22 protein-coding genes are annotated in these 23,849 nt (G+C 64.7%); 7 read left to right on the top strand and 15 right to left on the bottom strand.

The window, feature by feature from the left end:
* Nucleotide 1 precedes the first annotated feature (1 nt).
* The 4 genes from pstC to HYH08_RS36920 form a co-directional block, all read right to left on the bottom strand.
* Nucleotides 2–991: a phosphate ABC transporter permease subunit PstC gene (pstC, locus tag HYH08_RS36935; protein WP_220014750.1), complete on the bottom strand. Its 990-nt coding sequence runs from the start codon at nucleotides 989–991 to the stop codon at nucleotides 2–4.
* A gap of 179 nt (nucleotides 992–1,170) precedes the next feature.
* The gene (gene pstS, locus HYH08_RS36930) at nucleotides 1,171–2,184 is read right to left on the bottom strand and encodes a phosphate ABC transporter substrate-binding protein PstS (protein ID WP_220014743.1); all 1,014 of its coding nucleotides are present in this window, start codon (nucleotides 2,182–2,184) and stop codon (nucleotides 1,171–1,173) included.
* 144 nt (nucleotides 2,185–2,328) lie between these two features.
* Complete coding sequence (locus HYH08_RS36925) at nucleotides 2,329–3,615, bottom strand: ATP-binding protein (protein ID WP_220014742.1); 1,287 nt, start codon at nucleotides 3,613–3,615, stop codon at nucleotides 2,329–2,331.
* A gap of 45 nt (nucleotides 3,616–3,660) precedes the next feature.
* Nucleotides 3,661–4,716: a lysylphosphatidylglycerol synthase domain-containing protein gene (locus HYH08_RS36920; RefSeq protein ID WP_220014741.1), complete on the bottom strand. Its 1,056-nt coding sequence runs from the start codon at nucleotides 4,714–4,716 to the stop codon at nucleotides 3,661–3,663.
* Nucleotides 4,717–5,295: 579 nt separating this feature from the next.
* On the opposite strand from HYH08_RS36920, the gene HYH08_RS36915 reads away from it, so the two are divergent.
* Nucleotides 5,296–5,553, top strand: coding sequence for a hypothetical protein (locus HYH08_RS36915; RefSeq protein WP_220014740.1), 258 nt, complete (start codon nucleotides 5,296–5,298; stop codon nucleotides 5,551–5,553).
* A 50-nt stretch (nucleotides 5,554–5,603) separates the two neighbouring features.
* On the opposite strand, the gene HYH08_RS36910 is transcribed toward HYH08_RS36915, so the two are convergent.
* Both HYH08_RS36910 and HYH08_RS36905 read right to left on the bottom strand, forming a co-directional pair.
* A complete protein-coding gene (locus HYH08_RS36910; protein WP_220014739.1) occupies nucleotides 5,604–5,900 on the bottom strand; it encodes a hypothetical protein in 297 nt (98 codons plus the stop codon).
* A gap of 2 nt (nucleotides 5,901–5,902) precedes the next feature.
* Nucleotides 5,903–7,297 carry an OmpA family protein gene (locus HYH08_RS36905; protein ID WP_220014738.1) on the bottom strand — a complete coding sequence of 465 codons (1,395 nt, stop codon included), beginning with the start codon at nucleotides 7,295–7,297 and terminating at the stop codon, nucleotides 5,903–5,905.
* A 165-nt stretch (nucleotides 7,298–7,462) separates the two neighbouring features.
* Between HYH08_RS36905 and HYH08_RS36900 the strand changes: the two genes are divergently transcribed.
* Both HYH08_RS36900 and HYH08_RS36895 read left to right on the top strand, forming a co-directional pair.
* Entirely contained in the window at nucleotides 7,463–8,521 is a 1,059-nt protein-coding gene (locus HYH08_RS36900) for a polysaccharide deacetylase family protein (RefSeq protein WP_220014737.1), read from the top strand.
* 53 nt (nucleotides 8,522–8,574) lie between these two features.
* Nucleotides 8,575–9,375 (top strand): SDR family oxidoreductase, encoded by an 801-nt coding sequence (locus tag HYH08_RS36895; protein WP_220014736.1) that lies wholly within the window; start codon nucleotides 8,575–8,577, stop codon nucleotides 9,373–9,375.
* A gap of 194 nt (nucleotides 9,376–9,569) precedes the next feature.
* Here HYH08_RS36895 and boxB read toward each other — a convergent pair whose 3' ends face one another.
* From boxB to HYH08_RS36870, 5 genes are all read right to left on the bottom strand, one after another.
* A complete protein-coding gene (gene boxB / locus HYH08_RS36890; protein WP_220014735.1) occupies nucleotides 9,570–11,021 on the bottom strand; it encodes a benzoyl-CoA 2,3-epoxidase subunit BoxB in 1,452 nt (483 codons plus the stop codon).
* Nucleotides 11,022–11,122: 101 nt separating this feature from the next.
* Complete coding sequence (gene boxC, locus HYH08_RS36885) at nucleotides 11,123–12,811, bottom strand: 2,3-epoxybenzoyl-CoA dihydrolase (RefSeq protein ID WP_220014734.1); 1,689 nt, start codon at nucleotides 12,809–12,811, stop codon at nucleotides 11,123–11,125.
* 110 nt (nucleotides 12,812–12,921) lie between these two features.
* Nucleotides 12,922–13,449 (bottom strand): DUF309 domain-containing protein, encoded by a 528-nt coding sequence (locus HYH08_RS36880; RefSeq protein WP_220014733.1) that lies wholly within the window; start codon nucleotides 13,447–13,449, stop codon nucleotides 12,922–12,924.
* Nucleotides 13,450–13,467: 18 nt separating this feature from the next.
* Complete coding sequence (locus HYH08_RS36875; protein ID WP_220014732.1) at nucleotides 13,468–14,286, bottom strand: alpha/beta fold hydrolase; 819 nt, start codon at nucleotides 14,284–14,286, stop codon at nucleotides 13,468–13,470.
* A 30-nt stretch (nucleotides 14,287–14,316) separates the two neighbouring features.
* Nucleotides 14,317–15,858, bottom strand: coding sequence for a benzoate-CoA ligase family protein (locus HYH08_RS36870; RefSeq protein ID WP_220014731.1), 1,542 nt, complete (start codon nucleotides 15,856–15,858; stop codon nucleotides 14,317–14,319).
* Between the two features lie 120 nt (nucleotides 15,859–15,978).
* On the opposite strand from HYH08_RS36870, the gene HYH08_RS36865 reads away from it, so the two are divergent.
* A complete protein-coding gene (locus HYH08_RS36865) occupies nucleotides 15,979–16,887 on the top strand; it encodes a helix-turn-helix transcriptional regulator (protein ID WP_220014730.1) in 909 nt (302 codons plus the stop codon).
* Nucleotides 16,888–16,944: 57 nt separating this feature from the next.
* Nucleotides 16,945–17,337: a group II truncated hemoglobin gene (locus HYH08_RS36860; protein WP_220014729.1), complete on the top strand. Its 393-nt coding sequence runs from the start codon at nucleotides 16,945–16,947 to the stop codon at nucleotides 17,335–17,337.
* A 6-nt stretch (nucleotides 17,338–17,343) separates the two neighbouring features.
* Here the strand turns inward: HYH08_RS36860 and HYH08_RS36855 are convergent, their stop codons facing one another.
* On the bottom strand, nucleotides 17,344–18,129 hold the full coding sequence (locus HYH08_RS36855; protein WP_220014728.1) for an IclR family transcriptional regulator domain-containing protein: 786 nt from the start codon (nucleotides 18,127–18,129) through the stop codon (nucleotides 17,344–17,346).
* A gap of 111 nt (nucleotides 18,130–18,240) precedes the next feature.
* On the opposite strand from HYH08_RS36855, the gene HYH08_RS36850 reads away from it, so the two are divergent.
* Together HYH08_RS36850 and HYH08_RS36845 are read left to right on the top strand one after the other, a co-directional pair.
* Nucleotides 18,241–19,599, top strand: a complete 1,359-nt coding sequence (locus HYH08_RS36850; RefSeq protein WP_220014727.1) for an aromatic ring-hydroxylating dioxygenase subunit alpha — start codon at nucleotides 18,241–18,243, stop codon at nucleotides 19,597–19,599.
* A gap of 193 nt (nucleotides 19,600–19,792) precedes the next feature.
* Nucleotides 19,793–21,229: a glutamine synthetase family protein gene (locus HYH08_RS36845; RefSeq protein WP_220014726.1), complete on the top strand. Its 1,437-nt coding sequence runs from the start codon at nucleotides 19,793–19,795 to the stop codon at nucleotides 21,227–21,229.
* A gap of 191 nt (nucleotides 21,230–21,420) precedes the next feature.
* Here the strand turns inward: HYH08_RS36845 and HYH08_RS36840 are convergent, their stop codons facing one another.
* From HYH08_RS36840 to HYH08_RS36830, 3 genes are read right to left on the bottom strand one after another with little or no spacing between them, the layout of a single operon-like run.
* Nucleotides 21,421–22,149: an ABC transporter ATP-binding protein gene (locus HYH08_RS36840; protein ID WP_228748314.1), complete on the bottom strand. Its 729-nt coding sequence runs from the start codon at nucleotides 22,147–22,149 to the stop codon at nucleotides 21,421–21,423.
* The gene (locus tag HYH08_RS36835) at nucleotides 22,142–22,909 is read right to left on the bottom strand and encodes an ABC transporter ATP-binding protein (RefSeq protein ID WP_220014725.1); all 768 of its coding nucleotides are present in this window, start codon (nucleotides 22,907–22,909) and stop codon (nucleotides 22,142–22,144) included. Before HYH08_RS36835 ends, HYH08_RS36840 begins: the two co-directional genes overlap by 8 nt.
* Nucleotides 22,902–23,846 (bottom strand): branched-chain amino acid ABC transporter permease, encoded by a 945-nt coding sequence (locus HYH08_RS36830; RefSeq protein WP_220014724.1) that lies wholly within the window; start codon nucleotides 23,844–23,846, stop codon nucleotides 22,902–22,904. The genes HYH08_RS36835 and HYH08_RS36830 overlap by 8 nt, the downstream gene beginning before the upstream one ends.
* Nucleotides 23,847–23,849 lie beyond the last annotated feature (3 nt).

The raw sequence follows: 23,849 nt of genomic DNA, 5'->3' as shown, positions 1-23,849 counted from the left end.
GTCACTTCCCCGCCTTCTGTTCGAGGCGCAGCAGCATCAGCCGCGCGCCTGCCAGCACGAAGAACGTCAGCACGAACAGCAGGAGGCCGAGCAGGATCAGGCCGGACTGGTGCAGACCGTCGCTCTCGGCGAATTCGGAGGCGATCGCCGCCGAGATCGTGGTGCCCGGCGCGAAGATCGAGGAGGAGATCCGGAACGAGTTGCCGATGATGAAGGTCACCGCCATGGTCTCGCCGAGCGCGCGGCCCAGCGCCAGCATGACGCCGCCGATGATGCCGACGCGGGTGTAGGGGATCACCACGCTGCGCACGACCTCCCAGGTGGTGCAGCCGACGCCGTAGGCGGCTTCCTTCAGCACCGGCGGCACCGTCTTGAACACGTCGACCGAAATCGAGGTGATGAAGGGCAGCACCATGATGGCGAGGATCAGCGCGGCGTTGAACAGGCTGAGATAGGACGGGGGACCTGCGAAGATCGCGCCCAGCACGGGAACGCCGTCGAAGATCTTGATCATGAAGGGCTGGAAGGTGTTGGCCAGGAACGGGCCAAGCACGAAGAAGCCCCACATGCCGTAGATGATCGAGGGAATGCCGGCGAGCAGCTCGACCGCCATGCCGATCGGGCGGCGCAGCCATTGCGGGCAGAGCTCGGTGAGGAAGATGGCGATGCCGAGACCGACCGGAATGGCAATCAGCATCGCGATGAAGGAGGTGACGAGCGTGCCGTACATCGGGCCGAGCGCGCCGAGCACGGGCGGATCCGCCGACGGCGCCCAACGCTGCGTCCACAGGAAGGCGAATCCGTATTCCTTCATCGCCGGGAAGGCGCCGACGATCAGCGAGATGATGATGCCGCCGAGGATGAGCAGCACCGAGATCGCGGACAGCCGCGTGATCCAGTAGAAGGTGAGGTCACCGAGCTTGAACGCGCTCAACGCCTTGGCGCGGTCATACGGTCCGGCGGCATCAATTACATTGCTCTCGACAGCCATCTCAGCCACGCCGATCCCCTGTACCCGTTTTATATACGCTTGTTTTCGGCCTGATGCCCCGGAGGCGGTGCGACGCTGATCCGGGGCCCAGTTCTTGTGGGTCCCGGCTCTGCGGAGCAGCGTCTGGACGATGCTTCGCATCGCCAGGGCTGCACCGCGTCCGGGACACGAGAGAGCGCTTAGCTCTTGATCTCGGCAGCCCAGGTCTTCTCGATCAGGGTCACGACGCCCTCGGGCATCGGGATGTAGTCGAGCTCTTCAGCCGCCTTGCCGCCGTTCTTGAAGGCCCAGCGGAAGAACTTGATGGCTTCCTGCGAGGCCGCCTTGTCGGTGGCGTCCTTGTGCATGAGGATGAAGGTCGCCGCCGTGATCGGCCAGGACTTGTCGCCGGGCTGGTCGGTCAGGATCACGTAGTAGCCGGGAGCCTTGGCCCAGTCGGCGTTGGAGGCGGCCGCCTGGAAGGCCTCGACGGTCGGCTGCACGGTCTTGCCAGCCTTGTTGACGAGACCGGTGTAGGTCAGCTTGTTCTGCTTGGCATAGGCATACTCGACGTAACCGATCGAGTTCTTGGTCTGGCTGATGTTGCCCGACACGCCTTCGTTGCCCTTGGCGCCGACGCCGACCGGCCACTCGACCGCGGTGCCCTCACCGACCTTGCTCTTCCAGTCCGCGGAGGCCTTGGAGAGATAGTTGGTGAAGTTGAAGGTGGTGCCCGAACCGTCCGAGCGGCGGACCACAGTGATGGCTTCCGAGGGCAGCTTGGCGTTGGGGTTCAGCTTCTTGATCGCGGCGTCGTCCCACTTGGTGATCTTGCCGAGATAGATGTTGGCGAGGGTCTCGCCGTCGAACACGAGCTCGCCGGCCTTGACGCCCTCGATGTTGACGACGGGAACGATGGCGCCCATCACCATCGGCCACTGGACGAGGCCGTCCTTCTCGAGCTGCTCGGCCTTGAGCGGCGCATCGCTGGCGCCGAAGGTCACGGTCTTGGCCTGGATCTGCTTGATGCCGCCGCCCGAGCCGATCGACTGGTAGTTCAGACCGTTGCCGGTCTCCTTCTTGTAGGCGTCAGCCCATTTCGAATAGATCGGGAACGGGAAGGTCGCGCCTGCACCCGTGATGTCGGCGGCGAAGGCCGCCGTCGTCGTTGCGGCGACCAAGCCGGCAGCGACGATCGTTTTGATGAAATTCATGCTGGTCTCCATACAGGGGAACGAAGCGCCATCAGCGCCCGATCGCGCTCCCCGCGCCGCCCCTTTAGGAGCGGTCGGCTGTGCTTTTACGAAGGTTTCGTGACAGCTGGATGACACAGACAAGCGACTGAAATCGCTTGAGATTCAGCTCTGCGTCAGGGTCTTCACCTGGGGAAAACAGGCGATGAAGGTGGCGCCCTGCCTGGGGACGCTTTCGATCAAAAGCCGGCCGCGATGACGGTTAAGAATATGTTTCACCAGCGATAATCCGAGGCCCGTGCCGCCCTGCGAGCGGCTGTCGCCAACGTCCACCCGATAGAACCGCTCGGTCAGCCGCGGCAGGTGCTCCGGGGCGATGCCGGGGCCGAAATCCCGGACCATGACCCGGACTTCCTGAGTTCCGTCGGAGGTCAGCGACACGATGACGCGACCGCCGGAGGCGCCGTATTTGAGCGCGTTCTCGATCAGGTTCTCGAACAGGCGGAGCAGCTCCTCGCGGTCGCCCGCGATCATAACCGGCGTATCGGGCAGATTGATCTCGACCTCGACTTGGCGCTCGCGCGCCAGCGGTTCCAGCCCGTCGGCGACCTGGCGGATGATCGGCAGCAGGTCCACCAGGGTATCCGGCCGGACGTGGGCCGACAGTTCCACCCGCGACAGCGACAGGAGATCGTCGATCAGGCGCGCCATGCGGGTGGCCTGATTGTGCATGATGCCGAGAAAGCGCTCGCGCGCCTTGGGATCGTCCTTGGCCTGGCCCTGCAGCGTGTCGATGAAGCCGGAGAGCGCCGCCAGCGGCGTGCGCAGTTCGTGGCTGGCATTGGCGACGAAGTCGGCGCGCATCTCCTCGACCCGGCGCAGCGGCGTCTGGTCGTGGAACGTCATCAGCATGCATTTGTCGGCGCCGCCGAAGCTGGTCGGCACCGGCACCGGCGTGATGATCAGTTCCATCCAGCGATCGACCGGCACATGGTCGAGATAGGTGGCGCGCCGCGGTTCCGTGGTCGCAATGGACTCGCGCAGCGCCGTGATGATCTCCGGCGAGCGCAGCGCGAACTGGGCAAGCTCGTTCCGGCGCAGCGCCGGCGCGAGCTGCGCGGCGGCGGCATTGAGATGGATGACGCGGCCGGCGCGGTCGAGCAGCACGGCCGGATCCGGCATCCCGGCGACGACCGCGGCCACCGCCGCGCTCTCGACCGGGTTGATACGGCGCGTCTCGTCGCGCGAGGCGGCCGCATCGTGCAGGCGCCACGGGATCAACGCCGCAACTGCAATGCAGAGAAACACGGCGACGGCGTGCAGGACCGACAATTCGCCGAGCGAGACCACGACCGACAGCGCCAGCGCCGCGACGATCAGGATGATCGTCGAGTGCCGCAGCCGGTCGGACCAGGGCTGGGCGGCGGCAGAAGAAGGGGCGTCGATCGCCATCGGGGCGGGCTTCTCCTAGGGGACTTTACCCAAAGACTTGTGCGGTCAGGCGCCGCCGTCGCTGCGCTCTCTCACATAGGCGGCTTCGGGCGCCGGGCCGGGGTCGAGCTTGAGCGCCGCCTGCTGCAAACGCTTCGATCGGGCGCCGATGATAACTTCGCGAAACGTCAGCAAGATTACAGAAATGACGAAGGGGGACAGATAATAGAGGACGCGGAACAACAACATACCGCCCAGCAGCTCTTCCCGGTCCATCTGCCAGAGGCCGACCAGCATGGCGGCGTCGAACACCCCGAGACCTCCGGGCGAGTGGCTGGCAAAGCCGAGCAGGGTCGCCGAGACGAAGATCACGGCGACCACGACGAAGCCGAGATTGGGCTCGTCCGGCACCAGCACGTACATCGCCAGCGCGCAGAAGCCGAGATCGATGATGCCGATCGCGATCTGGAGCAGCGTCAGCGGCCCGCCCGGCAGCACCACGGTCCAGGGTCCACGACCGACCACGCGCGGCTGGGTCCAGACCCAGACCACATAGCCGACCAGCGCCACGATGATCATCAGCGCTAGGGTCCGGTTCAGCCAGGGCGGCAGCTGGTCGATCGAGGCGGCGGCTTCCGGGTGGTAGGAGATGCCGAGACCAAGCACCGCGGCATTGCCGAGCCAGAAGGTGAGGCCGGCAAGGAAACAGATCTTGGCGACGTCGATCGCGTTCAGCCCGTAAGCCGAATAGATGCGGTAGCGCACCGCGCCGCCGGTGAAGACGCTGGCGCCGACATTGTGGCCGATCGAATAGGAGGTGAAGGCGGCGAGCGCGTTGATGCGGTAGGGCACATGGGAATGGCCGATCGCACGCACGGCGAACAGGTCGTAGAAGGTCAGCGTGAAATAGCCCGCGGCGACGAACAGCGCGGCCATCGCAATCTGGCTCGGCTCGGTGCTCTTGATCGCCTCGATCACCTCGTTCATGTCGATGCCGCGCAGCATGTGGTAGAGCACGTAGCAAGCGATGCCGATGACCGCGACGCTGATCACAACTCCAAGCTTATGCAGGATTTGCTTCTGGCGCAGAAACGTCATCGCCCTGCGTATGGCTTCCAGCATCTAGACCTCGAACAACGCTTCAGCGGCCGGGGTGGCCGGCGAACAGGCGGACGACGCACTGGCACTCAACGAATCTTCGCCGCCGGTCCCGGCATCGCGCATGCCCCCTGCACCTCCACTAGCGCGTTTTGCGGCCGAGTGGAATTCGCCAATTCGAACAAAAACTCGTGCCTTCAATGTTTTAGGCAGGTTGCAGGCTCCTGAAGCACGGTTTGACGCTTTCGGCGGCACGCCTTGACGCGAATCTCCATGGCAATCCTGCGCAGCCGCCGTGAAGTTTTGATGATTTCGGCCGCACAATGTTCCGTCACGCCTTAAGCCCAAATCAATCTATGGGCGGCGGTCGCCGGTTGAAAGAGGGGGCGGCCACGGGCCGGCGCCCGATCCCCAGCCACCCAGTCCAATGATGCAACGCGATGACCGGCCGGAGCATCGAGCGGCCTGCCACAACGGCCTGTGGTTATCTCTCGCGCCCCCATGACAACCCGCCTCGCAATCGGCAACGCTCGGCAATTGGCCGTCTGTCGCCGGTTTCGGCGGCCGTCGCGTCGACCAAGAAACTTTGGAATGGAGAATACTATGAAGCTTCTCAGTGGCGCCGTCATCGCGGCGATCGTTCTCGCCGCCGCTCCTGCCAGCGCCAGAGAGCGCAACGACAGCCCTCATTCCCAGGCCTGCATGGCCAAGAACGGCTTCAATCTCGAGATGTGGCGCGCGCACTCCGCGGGCACTGACGCGCAGGTGCTGCGCTATATCCAGTGCCGGGACGGCGTATCCGCGGCACAGGCGAAAGCCATTGGCATTCGCGACCATAATTTCAGCGCCGGCTTCCGCTGAGCCCAACGCACGATGAGATGTCCCGCTGCGATTTCTGGGACATCTCGTCGTCAGGCCGCCGGCTGGCTCCGCGAGACCACCCAATAACGCAGCCAGGCGCCGATGGTGCAGCCGACGAGATAGCAGGCGAACATGATGAGGCCGAGGTCGAGCCAATAGCCGAACCGGCCGGGCACCACATGCGCCAAGGAGGCCGCGACCAGGGCGACGGCGAGTGCCGCGAGCCAGTATGCGGTCACCTTCGAGGTGCCGTTACCGCGCTGGACCACCGAGATCCAGCCCATGCAAAAGCCCAGCAGCACCGAGCCGATCAGCCAGCCCATATGAAACGAGACGAGATAGGGCATCGTCACCTCACCAAAAACTCGATGCGGCGGTTCTGCGCCTTGCCGTCATCGGTGTCGTTGCCGGCAACCGGCTGCGTGGCGCCGTAGCCGATGGCGGTGAATCGGCTGGCGGGCAGCCCAGCCTTGACCAGATAGTCGATCACGGCCTGTGCGCGCTTCTCCGAGAGCGCCTGGTTGAAGGAGTCTTCGCCATCCGCATCGGTGTGGCCTGCGACCTCGATATTGGTGGTGGGGCAGCGCAGCGCCGTCTCGATCAGATGATCGAGAATGCCGGCGGAGTCGGGATCGATGTCGGCGCGCCTGGTGGCGAAGCGGATCTTGCCCTTGTTGAGGAGCTCCGTGAACAATTGCTGGCAGACCGAGCCGTCGACCGGGCCTGCCGCAGGCTTCACCGTGATCTCGGGCTTGTACTGCCAGTTCTTGGGAAAATCCTTGCCGAGGCCGGCGCGGATGTCGTTGGCGGCGCCTTCATAGAGCGCATCGCCCGACAGCTTCACTTCGCGGTCGGACACCACGAGCGTGCCGGTCGACAGCCGCGACAATGCGCCAAGCGCTGCGACCACGGCAGTGTTGAAAGAGCTTGGTGCGCCAATGCTTGCCTTGAGATTGTCCACGACCTTCTCGGTGAAGAATTTTCGCGAGGCGCTCGTGGCGATCGCGGCGTGCACGTTGTTGTCGGGCACATAGCCGGTCAGCGTTACCGTCGCGGCGACCGGATCCTTGTAGGCCTGGAAGATGTACGGCGGCGCCTTGATCTCGTTGGCGGCGATCGAGAACCCCTCGGGCAGGTTCTTCAGCGCGGCGGCAATCGCTTCGCGGCCGCCGAGATCGCGCGCCATGCCCGACAGGTTGACCTGGGTGTCCGTGATCGTGATCTTGCCGTCCTTGAGCTTGCCGATCTGGTCGAGCAGCAGCGTCGCGGCCGCCTCGAATCGCGCGGGCGCACCACGCGCCAGCCCCATCTGATCAGCCACCTCGACGCCACCGACCTCCTTGCGGGCCACCTCTGTCAGGCGGGCCTTCATCGACGGCAGGGGCGCGGAGCCCGACAGGGTAACCCGGACGACGTCGCGCTCGGCGTTCCAGACGAAGGGTTTTGCCTCGGGAACCAGCCGGGTTCGGTCGTCGACGAGGCGCACGCCGGGGACCAGCTCGACCGTCGTCACGGCGTCGCGGCGACCCTCCTCGGAGAAGGCTTCGGCGGCAAGGCTGACGTCACGGCCGTCCACGGCGATCCGGGTCTTGTCCAGGACGGTGTCCTTGAGGGCGGCCGAGCTGCGCGCGGACAGGTCGGCCTCGACCGGCAAGGTGTTATTCCAGGCCGCAAATCCCCACATGACGGCCAGGGGGATCAACCCCGGCCACCATTTGCTGGCCCACCTGAAAAGCTTCTGCATTCGACGACCCGAACTCTGGAACCGGAGACAAAACAAACCCTTGGCAGGCTGTCAAACCGGAAATGGGGCCCTTCCGGGCCGCTCACGTGAACAATTGGAATAACTTTTTCTTCAAGGGTCGGTCCTTAAGTTGAGGGCGGAATGCCAGGGGTCGGCCAGCCGGTCATGAAACAACTCCGTAACAACGTCATCCGCGCCGGGCTGGGAGCACTCTATTTCAGCGGGGCGCACCATCTGCTGCGCCCGCTTTTGTCGGGCGTCGGCGCCATTTTCATGCTGCATCGCGTGCGGCCGGCCCGCGAGGGCGCGTTCCAGCCGAACCGGCATCTCGAAGTCACCCCCGATTTCCTTCGCGCCACCTTGAGCCATCTGCGCGCGCGCGACATCGACATCGTCAGCATGGACGAGCTGCATGAGCGGCTGGTGCGGGGCCGGTTCGAGCGCCGCTTCGCCGCCTTCACGCTCGACGACGGCTACCGCGACAATCTCGAATTCGCAGTCCCGGTGCTGCGCGAATTTGACGCGCCACTGGCGGTGTATGTCGCCAGCGATTTCGCCCAAGGCACCGGACGCCTGTGGTGGGCGGCGCTGGAAGCCGTGATCGCAAAGGCCGAGCAGATCGAGGTGCAAATCGGTCGTTCCGCACTGCGGCTCGATGCGACGACGCCGGCGGCAAAGCAGGCCGCGTTCGACCGCCTGCATGACTGGCTGCGCGCGCTGCCGGGCCAGCATGATCTGGCGCGCGAGATCGCCGCGCTCTGCTTGAGGCACGGCGTCGACATGGACGCGCTGTGCCGCAGCCTGTGCCTGTCCTGGGACGGCGTGAGGCAGCTCGCCGCAGATCCCCTGGTCACGATCGGCGCGCACAGTATCAGCCATTGCAATCTCGCCAAGCAGAGCGAGGAGATCGCCGCGCAGGAGATGGCCATCAGCCGGGCGCGAATTGAAGAGGCGCTGGAGCGTCCGGTGCAGCATTTCGCCTATCCCTACGGCGACCGCGAAGCAGCCGGCGAGCGAGAATTTGCCTTGGCCGCCACAGCCGGTTTCAAGACCGCGGTGACGACGCGGCCCGGCATGCTGTTCGCCGAGAACGGCCGCCACATGACCGCGCTGCCGCGCGTCTCGCTCAACGGCAACTATCAGGACACGCGGATCCTGCCGGTGCTGACCTCGGGCGCGGCAACCGCGATGTGGAACGGCTTCCGCCGGATCGCGGCGGCATAGTTGACTCCCCTCCCCGCGGCGCCCAAAACGTCGCCAACACCAAGGGAGGCACCATGCTCAACGATCTGTTCTCGCTCAAAGGCCGCATCGCACTCGTGACCGGCGGCTCGCGCGGCATCGGCAAGATGATTGCGGCGGGTTTCCTCGGCGCCGGCGCGGCGAAGGTCTACATCACGGCGCGCAAGGCGGGCCCGTGCGAAGCGACGGCGAAGGAGCTCTCGGCGCAATATGACGGCGAGTGCATCGCACTGCCGATCGACATCTCGACCGTCGAGGGCTGCGAGCGGCTGGCCGGCGAGATCATCAAGCTGGAGCCCAAACTCGATATCCTCGTCAACAATGCGGGCGCAGCCTGGGGCGCGGAGTTCGACGAATTCCCCGAAAGCGGCTGGGACAAGGTGATGGACCTCAACGTCAAGTCGCTGTTCTTCCTGACCAAGGCGCTGGCCAAGCCGTTGCGTGCAGCGGCCTCGCATGAGCGGCCGGCCAAGGTGATCAACATCGCCTCGGTCGACGGCATCTTCGTCAATCCGGGCGAGACCTATTCCTACGCCGCCAGCAAGGCCGCGGTGATCCATCTGACGCGGCGCCTGGCGACTAAGCTGATCAAGGACAGCATCAACGTCACCGCGATCGCGCCGGGCGCGTTCAAGTCCGACATGAACCGCGCCGCGCGCGACCACTCGGACGAGGTGGCAAAACGCATTCCGGCCAAGCGGATCGGCACCGACGAGGATATGGCAGGTATTGCAATCTATCTCGCCTCGCGCGCCGGCGACTACGTGGTCGGCAACACCATCGCGGTCGATGGCGGCGTGGTGTACGCGAATGCGGGGCTGGAGATTGCGGGGTAGGTGGGCTGCTTACTGCAAAGCCGCGCTGCTTACGGCACGGACGGTGCGCTCCCTCGCCCCGCTCTTGCGGGGAGAGGGTTGGGGTGAGGGGCCTCTCTCGCCACGGAAGACTGTCGCCGCACCTGTACCCCCTCACCCGGATTGCTTCGCAATCCGACCTCTCCCCGCAAGCGGGGAGAGGTTAAGAAAAGCCCCTACGACTCGATCTTCACGTACTCGAAGTCGCCCGGCTTGTTGTCGATGCCGACCTTCGGCGACGAGATCCACGAGGCGAACTTGCCGGTCTCGGTGACGGGCTGCATCAAGGACGTGATGAAGTCGCCATCGGCGGTCGAGGGCAGCCATTCGTCCTTGCGCTTGGCCCAGGTGGCATCGTCGATCAGAATGCCGTCGGGCGTGGCGTGCACGTCCTTGAACTCGCCGATGTGGCGGTGGAAGGCGACGTTGGGCAGCGTCAGCTTGAAATCGTAGCCGGCGGTCGAGATCACCTTGTTCCAGCGCAGCATGCCCTTGACGCAATCCTGGCTGTAGTCGTCGCGCAGGCGCATGTTGAGCGCGGTCAGCGCCGGCTCGTCGACCAGCTTGATCTCGCCGTTGATCAGCTTGAGCACCGGATACGTCGAATTCTTGAGCTGGTGATCGTCCTCGATCTGGGTCTCGTGATAGCGGCCCTTGATGCCGGTGTTGAAGGCGTTGGCCGCGTTGGTGGAGACTTCCGAACCGAACAGGTCGAGCGACAGCGTGTAGTGCAGGTTCAGCTTCTTCTGGATCGTCGGCAGGTCGATCACGCCGAGCGCGCGCACCTTGGCGATGTCGGTGGGATCGGTGATGCCGGCCTGCCGCATCGCCTCGCAGGTGCGCTGCACGACGCGGGTGATGCCGGTCTCGCCGACGAACATGTGGTGCGCTTCCTCGGTCAGCATGAAGCGGCAGGTGCGCGACAGCGGATCGAAGCCCGACTGCGCGAGCGAGTGCAGCTGCATCTTGCCGTCGCGGTCGGTAAAGTAGGTGAACATGAAGAAGGACAGCCAGTCTGGCGTCGCCTCGTTGAAGGCGCCCAGCATGCGCGGCGCATCGGCATCGCCGGAACGGCGGCGCAGCAGATCATCGGCCTCCTCGCGGCCGTCGCGGCCGAAATATTTCTGGAGCAGGTAGACCATCGCCCAGAGATGGCGGCCTTCCTCGACATTGACCTGGAACAGGTTGCGCATGTCGTAGAGCGAGGGCGCGGTCTTGCCGAGATGGCGCTGCTGCTCCACCGAAGCCGGCTCGGTGTCGCCCTGGATCACGATCAGGCGGCGCAGCATGGCGCGATACTCACCCGGGACTTCCTGCCAGGCAGGCTCGCCATAATGCTCGCCGAAGGGAATGACGCGGTTCTCTTCCTGGGGCGCCAGGAGAATGCCCCAGCGATATTCGGGCATGCGGACATAGTCGAACTTGGCCCAGCCACGCGGGTCGACGGAATAGGCAGTGCGCAAATAGACCAGCGACTCCTGGAAGCCCTCGGGACCCATGTCGCTCCACCAATCCATGTAGCCGGGATGCCAGCCTTCCAGCGCCTTCAGCACCTGGCGGTCTTCAGCGAGATTCACGTTATTCGGAATCTTAGTCGAGTAGTCGACGTTCATGATGTTCATGTTCATGGGGTACCTCCCGTGTGGGACTTACTCGTTTGAAGGGCGCGAGTAGCGAATGGCGAGTAGCGAATGGAAATCCCTATTCGCCATTCGCAACTCCCCATTCGCTAGACTCGCGTCATATCGAATTTCGGCTTCTGACCGCTGCCGTAGCGGCGCAGCGCGCCTTCCTCGCCGACGGCATTGGGGCGCTGGAAGATCCAGTTCTGCCAGGCGGTGAGGCGCGCGAAGATCTTTGATTCCATCGTCTCGGGGCCGACGAAGCGCAGGCTGGCTTCCATGCCGGTGAGGCTGTCGGGCGAGAAGCTGGCGCGCTCCTCGAGGAACACGCGAACCTCGTCGTCCCAATCGATGTCGTCGAGCGCGAAGGTGACGAGGCCGAGCTCTTCGGCCTGCTCGGCATCGAGCGCGGTGCCGAGGGTTGCTTCCGCGCGCTCCACATCCGCAGGGTCAGCCTGGAAGCGCGACTCCAGCCGGGTCAGGCCATGGCTCATCGGATAGGGGCCGAAATTCATCGCGGAGAGTTCGATCGACGGCGGCGGGCGGTTGTCGCCCTGGCGCGTGCCGATCAGCATGTAGGAGCGGTCGGCGGCGAAGACGAGTTCGGCCAAGGTGCCCGCAAAGCAGGATCCGGGCTCGACCAGCGTCACCAGCGTGCGCGAGGTGACGTCGATGCGCTTGAGAACGCGCTTCCAGTAATGCCTGATCTCGTTGACCAGCCAATGCGCCTTGTTGGCTTCAAGGAAGGCGTCGCTGGCGAGCACATGGGCACGGTCGCCATGGCTCTTGAAGACGAGCATCGCAATCTCGAGCTCGTTGATGCGTAGATGCAGGATGGCGTCGTCGAGCTCGCGCGCCACTTGCAGCGGCCAGAACGATGCGCCCTGCGCCATCATGCCGTCGATGTCAGCCGGCGGCGCGGTCTCCGGCGCCTTGATCGAGATGGTGGCGATGCGCGCGGTCCGGTCGATATCGACGGTGACGAAGCCGTATTGAATACTGGTCTCGTCGATGACGCGCTTGAGCGGGGTCAGTGCCACGCCCTTGCCGCTGCCGGCGCGTTTCGACTTGCCGGCGAACTCCCTGGCGCGCTCGGCGATCCTGGCTTCCAGCTTGGAATTCGGCGCGATCTCGTCGACGAGGCGCCACTGCACGGCGCGCTTGCCCTTCACGCCTTCCTCGATGGTGCAGAAGAAATCGGCGTGGTCGCGGCGCACCTTGCGCTTGTCGACGACGCGGGTGAGACCGCCGGTACCGGGCAGCACCGCGAGCAGCGGCACTTCGGGCAACGCCACGGCCGACGAGCCGTCGTCGGCGAGGATGATGTGATCGGTCGCAAGCGCCAGCTCATAGCCGCCGCCGGCGGCGGAGCCGTTCACCACGGTGATGTAGCGCTGGCCGGAATTCTCGGACGAGTCCTCCATGCCGTTGCGGGTCTCGTTGGTGAATTTGCAGAAGTTCACCTTGTGGGCATGGGTCGAGCCCGCGAGCATGCGGATATTGGCGCCGGCGCAGAACACGCGGTTCTTGGCCGAGCGCATCACCACCACCTTCACCTCGGGATGCTCGAAGCGCAGGCGCTGGATCGCGTCGGCAAGCTCGATATCGACGCCGAGGTCGTAGGAATTGAGCTTGAGCAGATAGCCCTCGAACAGGCCGCCGTTCTCGTCGACGTCCATGGTCAGCGTCGCGACGTCACCATCGACCGCCAGCTTCCAGTGCTTGTAGCGGGACGGTTCGGTCTGGAAATCGATGAATGTCGCGCCGCCTGCGAGGCGCCGATCTTCCCCGGCCATGGGCCACCCTTGAGCTTGTTTCTGACGTTTACCGTTAGATGCACAATAGTGCATCTTTCCGGACACGTCTAGCCCTCAACACTCGATGCATGCACTTTGTTGCATGTGGGCTATTGGGACCGCACGACGGCGCTGAGCGCGATCCAGTCGGCCTTGGAGAGCTGGGGTCGGCCGAGCTTGGCCTGGAGCAGCGCGGTCAGAGCGGGAATTGGAAAGCTCTCGACGAAGCCATCGCCGCCCACCGCCGCCTTGCGCGTGCTGAGGGCGCGCAGCTCCGCCAGCGCATCGCCGAACAGGCGCGCGGCCGAATGCGACCGTTGCATCCGCAGACGCAGATTCGCATTGGAGACGAGAATGCAGGCGCGCAGCAGAATGCGCTCGCGGCCGCCTTGCGGTGCTGCGGCCCACACCGCCTCCAGCACCTCCTGCGCTTCCCAGAAATAGCCGCGGTCGTTGAGGGACAAGCCGTAGCGCAGCGCCGGATGGCGCGCCGGCACATAGCCGCGGAAGGCCGGCGGCACCAGCGCCTTGGCGAGGTCAAGCGTCTCGGAATCCGCATCGACACCGCCGGTCTCGCCCGGCACATAGGCCCATCGTGGCCATGGCAACGGACCGCCTGCATGTGAAGGCACATTCATGGATGTGCCTCCGCATGATCATGCGGCGTGTCCTTGAAGTCCCTGATCGTCGCGCAGGGCCGCTCTTGCAAATTGCTCAATCGCGTCAAGCGTCGCCCCCGGCGCTTCACGATGCGGGGAATGGCCCGCCTCTGAAATAATTTTCAAATCTACCGGACAGTAACACTCTTCCCGCGCGATTTCGAGCTGTCGCAGCGTCCCATATTGGTCGTCCCGTCCTTGCACGACCAGGATGGGTACGCGGATATAGGCGAGGTATTCCGAGATGTCCCAATCGCGGAATTTCGGATCGAGCCAGGCGCCGTTCCAGCCGTAGAAGGCGTTGTCCACGTCCTTGTGCCAGCGCGCCAGTTTTGCCTTGAGGTCGGTGGTTTCGAACGTGGTCTTGATCGCGGCGATCGATTTGACCGAGATGTCCTCGACGATGAAATGCGGCGCGATCAGCACGAGGCCTTGCAGGCGGTGATCCTGATGCGCCCCGGCATAGATCGTCGCAATCGAGGCACCGTCGGAATGGCCGAGCAGCAGGCCGCGCTTGAAGGAGATCGCGTCAAGGATCTTCGGCAGCACGTCGAACGCCTCGCGCTGCATGTAATCGAGCGGACGCGGCAGCGCGATCGGGCTCGACTGGCCGTAACCTGCGCGCGAATAGACGAAGACGCCGGCACCGGTGGCTTGCTGCACTTTCTCCGGAAAATCGTTCCACAGGCCGACCGAGCCGAGCCCTTCGTGCAGCATGACGATGGTGGGCGCATCGGCCGATTGCGGCGCGAGCCATTTGTATTCGAGGCTGGCCGTGCCGATGCTGAGGAAGCCGGTGGGGGTGAGCTTGGTCATGCTGTCACTCTCGTTCGTTCACGCGGGCGCTCAGTTCGCGCCCTCGCGCAATTTGAACCGCTGGATCTTTCCCGTTGCCGTTTTCGGCAGGGAGTCCACTACGTCGATCCAGCGCGGATATTTCCAGGGGCCGATCTTCTGCTTGACGTGCTCCTTCAGCATCTCCTGCAAATCGCTCGTCTTTGCGCCCGGCCGCAGCACGACGAAGGCCTTGGGCTTGAGCAACCCTTCCGGATCGGCTTCGGGCACGACGGCGGCTTCCAGCACGGCGGGATGCGTGATGAGTGCGCTCTCGACCTCGAAGGGCGAGACCCAGATGCCGGAGACCTTGAACATGTCGTCGGCGCGGCCGCAGAAGGTGTAGCGGCCCTCGGCGTCGCGGACATATTTGTCGCCGGTGCGGGTCCACGGGCCCTCGAAGGTGCGGCGGCTCTTGTGGCGCTGGTTCCAGTAGCCCTCGCCGGCGGAGGGCGCATCGACCAGCAGTTCGCCAACCTCGCCGTCGGCAACGTCCTGCCCGGCTTCGTTGACGAGCCGCACCGCATAGCCCGGCACCGGCTTGCCGGAGGAGCCGTACTTGATGTCGCCCGGCGCGTTCGAGAGAAAAATGTGCAGCAGCTCGGTCGAGCCGACGCCGTCGAGGATGTCGACGCCGAACCGCGATTTCCAGCTGTTGCCGACGGATTCCGGCAGCGCCTCGCCGGCCGAAGTGCAGATGCGCAAGGCGCCGCCGCCGCGCTCGCTCTTCATCGTCTCGTCGTTGAGCATGGCCGCGAACAAGGTCGGTACGCCGTAGAAGATCGTCGGCTCGTAGCGGTTCATCAAATCGAACATGCGCGCCGGCGTCGGGCGCTCGCTGTTGAGGATCACGCTGGCGCCGACCGACATCGGGAAGGTCAATGCATTGCCGAGGCCGTAGGCGAAGAACAGCTTTGCGGCGGAGAGACAAACGTCGCTCTCGCGGATGCCGAGCACCTGCTTCGCATAGGTATCCGCGGTCGCCTGCAAGTTCGAATGGATGTGGCGCACGCCCTTGGGCATGCCGGTCGAGCCGGACGAATAGAGCCAGAACGCCGGTTCGTCGGGATGCGTCGCGGCGGTGGTGAACTGGTCGCTCTCGCCGGAGATTTCTTCCGCGAGCTGCTTGTGGCCGTTCTGCTTGGCGCCGGAGACCACGACGTGCTCGAGATCCGGCATGCGGCCGACCACGTCCTTGATGACGGGATAGAGCGCCTCGGACACGAACAGCACGCGTGCGCGGCAATCCGCAAGGATGTAGGCATATTGGTCCGCGGTCAGCAGCGTATTGAGCGGCACCGGCACGATGCCGGCGCGGATCGCACCCAAAAACACAATCGGGAAATCGATCGTGTCGAGCATGATCATTGCCACGCGCTCCTCGCGGCGGACGCCGAGCCGGCGCAGCATGTTGGCGGCGCGCCGGGTCTGCTGCTGGAGCTCGCCATAGGTCAGCCGCGAGACGGTGTCGTCGAAGGCGAGCTTGTTGCCGCGCCCCTCCTCGACGTTACGGTCGAGCAGCCAGGTCACCGCGTTGTAGGATCCCTCGCTCACGGTCGTCTCCCCCGAATTTAGAATTATAATTCATAGAAAGACACTGTGACGGCTTGCTGTCAATGCCAGCACGCACTATGTTTCATTACAACGCGCCGCAGGACCCTGTAAAGAAGGCTCATGACCGACAGTCCGGACGCCGAATCCCGCTTTCTCGAACAGCTCGGCCAGCGCGTGCGAACCATGCGCGCGCTGCGCGGCATGTCGCGCAAAGTGCTCGCCAAGGTATCAGGGATTTCGGAGCGCTACATCGCGCAGCTCGAGAGCGGCAAGGGCAATGTCTCCATCGTGCTGCTCCGCCGCGTCTCCGACGCGATGGGCGCGCATCTCGAAGATCTGCTGCCCTCAGCCGATCCGACGCCGGACTGGCAGATGTTCCGCGATCTCCTGCGTAAGGCGACGCCGGCGCAGATCGCGCAAGCCAAGGATCTGCTCGCCGGGGGCAACGCATCGGCGCCGCGACGCGCGCCGTTCTGCGGCATCGCGCTGATCGGCCTTCGCGGCGCCGGCAAGTCGACGCTGGGGCGAATGCTGGCGAAGAAGATCGGCTGGAGCTTTGTCGAGCTCAACAAGGAGATCGAGCAGCAGAACGGCCTTTCGGTTGCCGAGATCATCGCGCTCTACGGCCAGGAAGGTTTCAGGCGCATGGAGCAGGCCGCGCTGCAGCAACTGCTCGCGCGCAACGAGCTGATGGTGCTGGCGACCGGCGGCGGCATCGTCTCGGAGCCCCTGACCTTCGACCAGATCCTGACCTCGTTCTACACGATCTGGCTGAAGGCCGAGCCCGAAGAGCACATGGCCCGCGTGCGCCGCCAGGGCGATCTGCGCCCGATGGCCGACGACCGCTCCGCCATGGCCGAGTTGCGCAACATTTTGCTGAGCCGGGAGCCGCTCTATTCGCGCGCGGCGGCGGTGGTGGATACGGCAGGGCTGTCGGTCGACGCGGCCGCTGCAAGGCTGATCGATGCCGTGCGCCCGGTGCTGCAGAACGAAGCCCGCAACTTCGGCCTGCGGAGCGTGGCGCTGTAGGGTTGGCCTATTGCTGGAATGACAATATATCCGAGCCCACAAGCTTAGGATTGAGTCATGACCGACAGTGACGTCGCCATCTCCATGTTCGAGCGGATCGGCGGCCGTGCCACGATCGATCTTCTGGTCGACCGCTTCTACGATCGCATGGACACGCTGCCGGAGGCGCAAGTGATCCGCGCCATGCACGCGCACGACCTCGGCCTGATCAGGGACGTGCTGAAGCGCTATCTCACCGAATGGACCGGCGGTCCCAAACTCTATACCCCCGAGAAGGGCCATCCGCGGCTGCGGCAGCGGCACATCGGCTTTGCCATCGGCGATGCCGAACGCGACGCCTGGCTGCTTTGCATGCGCGGCGCGATGGAAGAGACGGTAACGGACGCCGCTGCACGGCAGGACCTCGACAAGGCGATATCGGGGCTCGCCGACTGGATGCGCAATCGATAATTCGGCTTACAGCAGCTGCGACCGCACCGATTCCGCGCCCTCGCGCAGCAGCGGTAAAAATCGCTCGATCAATTCCTGTGCGGGCACGCGATCGACGTGCGCGCCCATGTTGATGGCCGCGACGATCACGTCGTCGTAACGGCGCACCGGCACCGAGATCGAGCGAAAATGCGGCTCGGCTTCGCGGTCGACCAGCGAGTAGCCCTGCGCCCGGTCAGCGGCGATGCGCGCGAGCAGCGCCTTGGGATCGGTTTCGGTCTGCGGCGTCAGTGCCTCGCGATTCACCGCCTTGAGGCGCGCGGCGAGATCGGCATCGTCGAGCTGGCCGAGCATGGCGCGGCCGACCGAGGTGCAGAAGGCCGGAAGCCGATAACCGATCTCCAGGCCACCCGAGAACATCCGCGCCGGACTGCTGCGCGCGACGAACACGACGTCGTCACCGTCGAGCACCGCGAGCGAGGAGATCTCGTTCGCCGCGCTGGCGACGCGATCGAGCACCGGTTGCAGGACGGCGACCAGCTGGTTGGAGCGCAGATACGACGCCGCCAGCGTCAGCACATGAGGCGTCAGCGAGAACAGTTTTCCGTCACCGGAGACGTAGCCGCCGCGCTGAAGCGTGAACAGCATGCGCCGCGTGGTCGCGCGCGGCAGTGCGGCGGCACGGGCGAGATCGCTCAGGGTCATCGGTCCCGTCGTCGTGGCAAAGCACTGAAGCAGGCGCAACCCGCGATCGAGGGCTTCGACGAAATCCGTCGCACGCTCGTCGCTCTCAGTCCGCTTCAGCTTGGGCATGGGTCGGGATGGTCCTGCAAAATAGTGCTTGCCGCCTTTTGAAGGCATGTCATAATTCGCCCATTCGTTCAATAGGCGAACACACGCCACTCCACAAAGGATGCTACTGCCATGATGAGCCAGGAGCAGAACGACCTGATCACCCGCACCGGGCCTAGGGATCCGTGCGGCAAGCTGATGCGGAGCTACTGGCAGCCGGCTGCGCTGGTCGACGAACTCCAGGGCGAGCGGCCGATCCGCCCCGTGCGGCTGCTTGGCGAAAACCTGGTGCTGTTTCGCGACGAAATCGGGCGCTATGGCCTGATCGATCGCCATTGCGCCCATCGCGGCGCCGACCTCGCCTTCGGACGACTCGAGCATGGCGGCCTGCGCTGCGCCTTCCACGGCTGGCTGTTCGACGCCACCGGCCAGTGCATCGAGACGCCGGCCGAGCCGAAGGATTCGAAGCTCTGCCAAAACATCCGCCAGCGCTCCTATCCGGTGGTGGAGAAGAGCGGCATCCTTTGGGCCTATCTCGGCGAAGGCGCCCCGCCCGCATTCCCGGAGATCGACTGCTTCGTTGCGCCCGGCACGCACACCTTCGCATTCAAAGGCCATATGGCCTGCAACTGGCTGCAGGCGCTGGAGGTCGGCATCGATCCCGCGCACGCCTCCTATCTGCATCGCTTCTTCGAGGACGAGGACACCTCCACCGCTTACGGCAAGCAGTTCCGCGGCGCCTCGGCCGGCTCGGATCTGCCGATGACGAAGATTTTGCGCGAATACGACCGCCCGATCATCAATGTCGAGCACACCGAATACGGTCTGCGGCTGATTGCGCTGCGCGAGATCGACGAGGAGCGCACCCATGTGCGCGTCACCAACCAGCTCTTCCCGCACGGCTTCGTCATTCCCATGAGCACGGAGATGACGATCACGCAATGGCACGTACCGGTCGACGACGAGAACTGCTACTGGTACGCCATCTTCACCAGCTATTCGAACCCGGTCGACAAGCAGAAGATGCGCGACCAGCGGCTCGAACTCTACGAACTGCCCGACTACACCTCGCGCAAGAACCGCAGCAACGATTACGGCTTCGATCCGCACGAGCAGCAGACCGCGACCTATACCGGCATGGGCAACGACATCAACGTCCACGACCAATGGGCGGTGGAATCGATGGGCGCGATCCAGGACCGCACCAAGGAGCATCTCGGTTCGAGCGACAAGGCGATCGTGCAATATCGCCGCCTGCTGCGGGCCGAGATCGAGAAGGTCGGCGGCGGCGAGAAGCCGATGCTGTTCCTAGACGAGGCCAATGCGCGCTCGATCCAGGGTCCGGCGACCATGGACGGCATCGGGCCGACGCGGGGCTGGGAGACCTACTGGATGGAAGTCGACGTCAAGCGCCGCCGCGGTGCGCCGTGGACGGCACCGGTCCCGAAGGAGATCGCGGACAACGTGCACCGGCTGACGGCAGCGGAGTGACGATGCCATTCGCTGCGGGCGGGCCGCGACGGCGGCTCTACGTTCTCCGCTGTCGTGCCCCGCGAAGGCGGGGCATCCAGTACGCCGCGGCCCCTCGTGGATACACGACCGTCTCTGGAATACTGGATCGTCCGCCTTCGCGGACGATGACAGTGTGGACTATGCTCGCGCAGAGTATCAAGGAGAGATAGCAGTGACTTTCGTCGCGCGTCATGCGCTGTGGTCGGATGAGCAGAAAGACGCCGCAGCGCGCATGCGTCGCATCGTCGAGGAGAAGAACCTCGAAGTCATCCGCCTCGCCTTCCCCGACCAGCACGGCATCCTGCGCGGCAAGACCATCATCGCCGCCGAGGCGATCGCCTCGCTGGAAAGCGGCTGCTCCATCACCACCACCATGCTTGCGAAAGACACCTCGCACCGCACGGTGTTTCCGGTCTTCACCGCGGGGGGCGGGTTCGGCATGAAGGAGATGGAGGGCGCGGCGGACGTGCTGATGGTGCCTGATACCACCACGTTTCGCGTGCTGCCCTGGGCGCCGGCAACGGGCTGGGTGCTGTGCGACCTCCATTTCCAGGACGGCCGTCCCGTGCCATTCGCGACGCGCTCGCTCTATCGCAAGGTGCTCGACGAGCTCGCTGGCCGCGGCCACGATTTCGTCGCCGGGTTAGAGGTCGAATTCCACATCTTCAAGCTCGACGACGCGCATATGCGTGCGGAGGATGCGGGACAGCCCGGTACGCCCCCTTCGGTGAGCCTGCTCAGCCACGGCTATCAATATCTCACCGAGCAGCGCTTCGATCAGATGGAGCCGGTGCTGGAGATTTTGCGCCGCGACATCGTCGCGCTGGGGCTGCCGCTGCGCTCGGTCGAGGTCGAGTTCGGCCCCAGCCAATGCGAGTTCACCTTCGCGCCGAGGAAGGGCATCGAGCCCGCCGACAACATGGTGCTGTTTCGGAGCGCCGTGAAGCAGATCGCGCGGCGCCACGGCTATCATGCCACCTTCATGTGCCGGCCGAAGCTGCCGAACGTGTTCGCCAGCGGCTGGCATCTTCACCAGTCGATCGTCTCGCGCGCTACGGCTGAGAACCTGTTCATGACGAAGGACGGCACCGAGCCGCTCAGCGCGTTCGGCAGGTCGTATCTCGCCGGCCTGCTCGACCACGCCCGCGCCTCGACCGTCTTCACGACGCCGACCATCAACGGCTACAAGCGCTATCGCTCCTATTCGCTGGCGCCGGACCGCGCGATCTGGGGCCGCGACAATCGCGGCGTGATGATCCGCGTGCTCGGCGGCCCGGGCGATGCCGCAACGCGTCTGGAAAACCGCATCGGCGAGCCCGCCGCCAATCCCTATCTCTATATGGCCTCGCAGGTGCTCTCAGGCCTCGACGGCGTCGATCGCAAGCTCGATCCCGGCCCGTCGGCCGATACGCCCTACGAGACCAAGGCTCCACTCCTGCCGAAGAGCCTGCGCGATGCGGTCAGCGCGTTGAAGGACGATCCGTTCTTCCGCGAAAAGCTGGGTGCGGAGTTCGTGGACTATTACACGCACATCAAGAACGCCGAGATCGACCGCTTCCTGGGCGAGGTGACGGACTGGGAGCACCGCGAATATTTCGAGGTGTTCTGAGTAAGGCGACGTCTCTCTCCGCTGTCGTCCCCGCGAACGCGGGGACCCATAACCTCAGGGAGTAGTTTGGCGAAGACTGGTCATTCGGGACTTCGAATATCCGCTCTCGATGGATTCCGCGGTATGGGTCCCTGCGTTCGCAGGGACGACAGGCCGCATGAGGCCCGCGCGGCCCTGCCTCTGACCGCTCCTCAAATCCCCAAATACTTATGCTGCAGATCCGGCTCGGCCATCAGCTGGTCGGACGTGCCGCTCCACACCGTTTTGCCGCGCTCGATGATGGTGTGGCGGTCGCAGATGCGGGCGAGGTGGTCGACGTTCTTGTCGACGACCAGGATCGACTGCCCGCGGCTCTTGAGCAGCGACAGGCAATTCCAGATCTCGTCGCGGATCAGCGGCGCGAGGCCTTCGGTGGCTTCATCCAAAATGAGAAGCTTCGGATTGGTCATCAGCGCGCGGCCGATCGCGAGCATCTGCTGCTCACCGCCGGAGAGCTGGTTGCCCATGTTGACGGCGCGCTCGGCGAGCCGCGGAAACAGCGAGTAGATCGCGGCGAGGGTCCAGGGATTAGGGCTATTGAAGCGATCGGCGGCGGCGGCGACGAGGTTTTCGCGCACGGTGAGGTTCGGAAAAATCTGGCGGCCCTCGGGGACCAGGCCGATTCCGAGTTTTGCGATCCGGTACGGCGGAAGCTGGCGCACGTCAGTGCCTGCAAAGCGGATCGTGCCGGCGCGCGCCGGCGTCAGGCCCATGATGGAGCGGATCGTCGTGGTCTTGCCCATGCCGTTGCGGCCCATCAGCGAGACCATCTCGCCCGGCTTGATCGACAGCGACAAGCCGAACAAAACCTGAGAGAGGCCGTAGCAGGTCTCGATGCCGTCGACGTCGAGCAGGGTGTCAGCCATCATCTTTTCAGCCATGGTGCGTCACCACATGCTGATCGCCGAGATAGGCGCGCTTGACATCCTCATTGGCGCGGATCGCGTCGGGATCGCCGGAGGCGATGACGCGGCCATAGACCAGCACCGAGATGCGGTCGGCGAGCGCGAACACCGCGGGCATGTCGTGCTCGACCAGCACAATCGAAACTTCCTTGCGCAGCTCCTGGAGCAGCTTCACCATGCCCTGGGACTCGGTGACGCCGAGACCGGCCATCGGTTCGTCGAGCAGCAGCAGTTTCGGCTTGCTGGCGAGTGCGACAGCAAGCTCGATCTGGCGCCGTTCGCCATGGCTGAGCCTGGACACCAGGACGTCGGCACGGTGCAACAGCCCGACGCGGTCGAGCGCGGCGTGCGCGGCATCGCGCAAGGATCGCTCCTTGCGCGCATTGGCGAAGAAGCGGAACGAGGTGCCGGCATGCGCCTGCGCGGCCAGCGCGACGTTGTCGGCGGCGGTGAAATCCAGCAGCAGCGAGGTGATCTGGAACGAGCGGGCGAGGCCCAGCGCGCAGCGGCGATAGGCGGGCAGATAGGTGATGTCGCGCCCGGCCAGCGAGACGCTGCCGGAATGCGGTTCGAGATGGCCGGTGAGCTGGCTGATCAGCGTGGTCTTGCCGGCGCCGTTCGGGCCGATGATGGCGTGCAGCTCGCCGCTGGCAACGTCGAGCGAGACGTTGTCCGTCGCGACAATGCCGCCGAAGCGGCGTACCAGCTTTTCGACGCGGAGCAGCGGTTCAGCCACGGCTGGCCCTCCCCAGCATGCCCATGATGCCGCCGCGGCCGAACAGCACGATCAGCAGCAGCAGCGGGCCCATGATCAGCGCCCAATATTCGGTGATCTGCGACAGGAATTCTTCCAGCAGCAGGAACACCACCGCGCCCATGACCGGGCCGAACAGCGTGCCCATGCCGCCCAGGATCACCATCACCATGAGATCGCCGGAGCGGGTCCAGTACATCACGGCCGGGCTGATGAAATCGGTGTTGTTGGCGAGCAGCGCGCCGGCAAGGCCGCACATCATGCCCGAGATGACGAAGCAGACCAGCTGGTAGCGTTTCGCCGGAAAGCCGATCGCCTGCATGCGCTGCTCGTTGGAGCGCAGGCCCTGGACGACGAGGCCGAAACGCGAATTGACGATGCGCCAGATCAGCAGCATGACGCCGAAAAGGCAGGCGAGGCAGAGATAATAGAACTGCGTGCGGTTACCAAGGTTGATCAGCCCGGAGAAATCGCTGCGCTTATAGACGGTGAGGCCGTCATCGCCGCCGTAGCGGGCCAGCCCCGAGGCGACGTAATAGGCCATCTGCGCAAAGGCCAGCGTGATCATGATGAAATAGACGCCGCGCGTACGAAGCGACAGCGAGCCGATCACGAGCGCGTAGATCGCGGAGGCCGCGAGCGCGACCGGGAACTGGATCCAGCCGGAGCCTATGCCCTCCTGCGCGAGCATGCCGACGGCATAGCCGCCGATGCCGAGATAGGCGGCGTGGCCGAAGCTCATCATGCCGCCAAAGCCCATGATGAGATTGAGGCTCGCCGCCGCCAGGGCGAGGATGACGATGCGGGTGAACAGCGTCAGGATGAAGACGTTGCCGGCGAGAGACGAATACAGCGGCAGCAGCACGAGGCCGACCAGCATCACGGCCGTGACGGCCTTGCTCAACGTGGAAGCCTTCATCGA

The organism is Bradyrhizobium sp. BR 10289 (genome assembly GCF_019455385.1).
Classification (GTDB): domain Bacteria; phylum Pseudomonadota; class Alphaproteobacteria; order Rhizobiales; family Xanthobacteraceae; genus Bradyrhizobium.
This window is presented reverse-complemented; position numbering and strand designations above follow the sequence as displayed.

Coding starts and splice junctions, on each gene's coding strand:
- pstC (WP_220014750.1), bottom strand. CDS start 991: ATGGCTGTCGAGAGCAATGTAATTGATGCCGCCGGACCGTATGACCGC.
- pstS (WP_220014743.1), bottom strand. CDS start 2,184: ATGAATTTCATCAAAACGATCGTCGCTGCCGGCTTGGTCGCCGCAACG.
- HYH08_RS36925 (WP_220014742.1), bottom strand. CDS start 3,615: ATGGCGATCGACGCCCCTTCTTCTGCCGCCGCCCAGCCCTGGTCCGAC.
- HYH08_RS36920 (WP_220014741.1), bottom strand. CDS start 4,716: ATGCTGGAAGCCATACGCAGGGCGATGACGTTTCTGCGCCAGAAGCAA.
- HYH08_RS36915 (WP_220014740.1), top strand. CDS start 5,296: ATGAAGCTTCTCAGTGGCGCCGTCATCGCGGCGATCGTTCTCGCCGCC.
- HYH08_RS36910 (WP_220014739.1), bottom strand. CDS start 5,900: ATGCCCTATCTCGTCTCGTTTCATATGGGCTGGCTGATCGGCTCGGTG.
- HYH08_RS36905 (WP_220014738.1), bottom strand. CDS start 7,297: ATGCAGAAGCTTTTCAGGTGGGCCAGCAAATGGTGGCCGGGGTTGATC.
- HYH08_RS36900 (WP_220014737.1), top strand. CDS start 7,463: ATGAAACAACTCCGTAACAACGTCATCCGCGCCGGGCTGGGAGCACTC.
- HYH08_RS36895 (WP_220014736.1), top strand. CDS start 8,575: ATGCTCAACGATCTGTTCTCGCTCAAAGGCCGCATCGCACTCGTGACC.
- boxB (WP_220014735.1), bottom strand. CDS start 11,021: ATGAACATGAACATCATGAACGTCGACTACTCGACTAAGATTCCGAAT.
- boxC (WP_220014734.1), bottom strand. CDS start 12,811: ATGGCCGGGGAAGATCGGCGCCTCGCAGGCGGCGCGACATTCATCGAT.
- HYH08_RS36880 (WP_220014733.1), bottom strand. CDS start 13,449: ATGAATGTGCCTTCACATGCAGGCGGTCCGTTGCCATGGCCACGATGG.
- HYH08_RS36875 (WP_220014732.1), bottom strand. CDS start 14,286: ATGACCAAGCTCACCCCCACCGGCTTCCTCAGCATCGGCACGGCCAGC.
- HYH08_RS36865 (WP_220014730.1), top strand. CDS start 15,979: ATGACCGACAGTCCGGACGCCGAATCCCGCTTTCTCGAACAGCTCGGC.
- HYH08_RS36860 (WP_220014729.1), top strand. CDS start 16,945: ATGACCGACAGTGACGTCGCCATCTCCATGTTCGAGCGGATCGGCGGC.
- HYH08_RS36855 (WP_220014728.1), bottom strand. CDS start 18,129: ATGCCCAAGCTGAAGCGGACTGAGAGCGACGAGCGTGCGACGGATTTC.
- HYH08_RS36850 (WP_220014727.1), top strand. CDS start 18,241: ATGATGAGCCAGGAGCAGAACGACCTGATCACCCGCACCGGGCCTAGG.
- HYH08_RS36840 (WP_228748314.1), bottom strand. CDS start 22,149: ATGGCTGAAAAGATGATGGCTGACACCCTGCTCGACGTCGACGGCATC.
- HYH08_RS36830 (WP_220014724.1), bottom strand. CDS start 23,846: ATGAAGGCTTCCACGTTGAGCAAGGCCGTCACGGCCGTGATGCTGGTC.